General features: G+C 67.6%; 3 protein-coding genes. 2 read left to right on the top strand and 1 reads right to left on the bottom strand.

What is annotated here, in order from left to right; genetic code table 11:
- Window positions 1–383: 383 nt before the first annotated feature.
- A complete protein-coding gene (gene scpB / locus AR540_RS13990) occupies window positions 384–1124 on the bottom strand; it encodes an SMC-Scp complex subunit ScpB (RefSeq protein WP_059229820.1) in 741 nt (246 codons plus the stop codon).
- Between the two features lie 130 nt (window positions 1125–1254).
- On the opposite strand from scpB, the gene AR540_RS13995 reads away from it, so the two are divergent.
- Window positions 1255–2241 carry a GlxA family transcriptional regulator gene (locus AR540_RS13995; RefSeq protein ID WP_059229821.1) on the top strand — a complete coding sequence of 329 codons (987 nt, stop codon included), beginning with the start codon at window positions 1255–1257 and terminating at the stop codon, window positions 2239–2241.
- A gap of 26 nt (window positions 2242–2267) precedes the next feature.
- Entirely contained in the window at window positions 2268–2474 is a 207-nt protein-coding gene (locus AR540_RS14000) for a DUF1272 domain-containing protein (RefSeq protein WP_236712075.1), read from the top strand.
- Window positions 2475–2634: the final 160 nt, after the last annotated feature.

Consider the following 2634-nt stretch of genomic DNA (forward strand, 5'->3'; position numbering starts at 1 on the left):
AGGTCAGCAGGGGGCGGGACCGGCTCCTACACGTGCTCGAAACACTGCGGCCCTACAGCCTGCCCCCTGCTGCTCTCACCTCCATCCTAACGGCAAGCCAAGACACAAGCGGCCCATGGCCGCGATAGTCCAAGTCAGAGCGGTCGCTATGGCGCACCGGTATGGCCGCGATACGCATCAGAGACGTCGAAAACCGTAGCGTGGAAAACGGCGCAGCCTTTTCCACTTGGAAATCCGCCGCGAAGGGCGCCCTCACCCCAACCCTCTCCCAAAGGGAGAGGGTGCTATCCGAGCGAGGGGTCGTCTCCCGGAGTCAGGGGCCCACCATGGCCACGATGGAACCCTGGATTGGGTTGAGCGCAGCGAAACCCAACGGGCCCAACTCAAGCCTCGTCCTCCTCGTCCACCGCCTGGCGCAGATCGTCGAAATCGGTCTTGATCCCGGTCTCCATGGCGTCCAGCTCGGTGAGCAGGGTACGAAAGCTGGTGCGCTCGGGGATCACCAGGGTGCCCTCTTCCTCCGCGCTTCCCATTTCCAGGGCGGCCAGGCTCAGCTCCGGGTCCTCCAGCACCGAGGCCGGCTCGGGTTCCAGCTGGCGCACCTCGGCCAGGGGCGGCAACTGGTCGAGGCTGCGCAGATCGAAGTAGTCGAGAAAGGCCTTGGTGGTGGCGAACATGGCCGGGCGGCCAGGTACGTCGCGATAGCCGACCACACGAATCCAGTCGCGCTCCAGCAGCGTCTTGACGATCTGGCTGTTGACCGCCACGCCGCGCACCTCTTCGATCTCGCCACGGGTGATGGGCTGGCGATAGGCGATCAGCGCCAGGGTTTCCAGCATGGCGCGGGAATAACGTGGCGGGCGCTCTTCCCAGAGGCGTCCGACCCAGGGGGCGTATTTTTCGCGGACCTGCAGGCGATAGCCGGAGGCCACCTCCTTGAGTTCGAAGCCCCGTTTGCGGCAGGAGCCGCCGAGCACGGCGAGGCCCGCGCGCAGGTGGGCGGGCTCGGGACGCTCGTACTCGTCGAACAGCTCGGCCAGGCGCTCCAGGGTCAGCGGACGGCCCGCGGCGAGCAGGATGGCTTCCAGCAGCGGAGCCAGTTGCTTGGGATCGGTATAGTTCATGGGCGGCGATGATAAGGCCGCACGGCGATGGCGCCAAATCGACGCGGATTGGCTGGATCCGTAGGATCTTTGACCTTGTCGCCAGCGCGACCGCGCAGGCATGCTCGGAATCTCGCCAAGGAGAGCCGCCATGCCCTTGATCGCCGCCCTGCTCTATCCCGACGTCATGAGCCTGGACGTCACCGGACCCTTGCAGGTGTTCGCCTCCGCCAACCTGGAGCGCGAGCGCCAGGGCCTGCCCCCTTACTATCAGCTGAAGCTGCTGGGTGCCGCCGAGGGACTGGTGCGCACTTCCGCCGGCATCGGCATCCAGGCGGAACAAAGCTGGTACGAGCTGGACGTGACGCAGCTGGACACCCTGCTGATTCCGGGCGGACTGGGCATCGGCGCCCTGCGCGAAGACGCCGGCCTGCGGGCCTGGCTGCGGGATATCGAACCCCGGATACGACGCCTGGGCTCGGTGTGCTCCGGCGCCCTGCTACTGGCCAGTGCCGGCCTGCTCGATGGCCGCCGCGCCACCACGCACTGGGCCTATGTCGATGAGCTGGCCGCCTTCCCCACCATCGAGGTGCAGGGCGACCGGCTGCACACCTACGATCCCCAGGGACGCGATGGCGACCCTCATGTCTTCACCTCAGCGGGCGTCACGGCGGGCATCGATCTGGCGCTGGCCCTGGTGGAAGCCGACCTCGGCCGCCCCCTGGCCCTGGCGGTGGCGCGGCGCCTGGTGATGTTCCTGCGCCGCCCCGGCGGCCAGGCCCAGTTCAGCGCCTGCCTCGCCCCCGATCCAGGCCGCACGCCGCGGCTGGCCGCCCTGCTCGACTGGATTCCCGGACACCTCGGTGAAGACCTCGGCCTGGAGCGTCTAGCCGAGCGAGCCCACATGGCGCCGCGCACCCTGTCGCGGCTGTTCAGCCGCGAGGTGGGCATGGGCCCGGGCCGCTACGTCGAGCAGGTGCGCCTGGAGACCGCCCGGGTACTGCTGCAGGACGGCCAGGCATCCATCGCCACGGTCTCGCGCCTGTGCGGCTTCGGCCATCCGGAAAATCTTCGACGTACCTTCCACAAACACCTGGCGGTCAGTCCCCAGGATTACGCGGCGCGCTTCGGCGCCTGAGCCAAGGAGAGAGCACCATGCTCGAGATGCGCACCACCTGCGAACACTGCACCTCGCCCCTGCCGGCCGAGAGCGAGCAGGCGATGATCTGCTCCTATGAGTGCACCTTCTGCGCGGACTGCGTGGCGGGTCCCTTGCAGGGACGCTGTCCGAATTGCCGTGGCGAGTTAGTCAGACGGCCGCGGCGGCTGGCCAAGAGCGGGGATGATGTCGCGGAGCTAGGCCCGAGATAGATCGCTTTTCGTGTCGACCGATCTGAGAGCCAGATCGCGGCCATGGGCCGCTTGTGTCTTGGCTTGCCGTTAGGATGGAGGTGAGAGCAGCAGGGGGCAGGCTGTAGGGCCGCAGTGTTTCGAGCACGTGTAGGAGCCGGTCCCGCCCCCTGCTGACCTC

It is taken from the genome of Pseudomonas sp. EpS/L25 (assembly GCF_001512295.1).
Lineage (GTDB): Bacteria > Pseudomonadota > Gammaproteobacteria > Pseudomonadales > Pseudomonadaceae > Chryseomonas.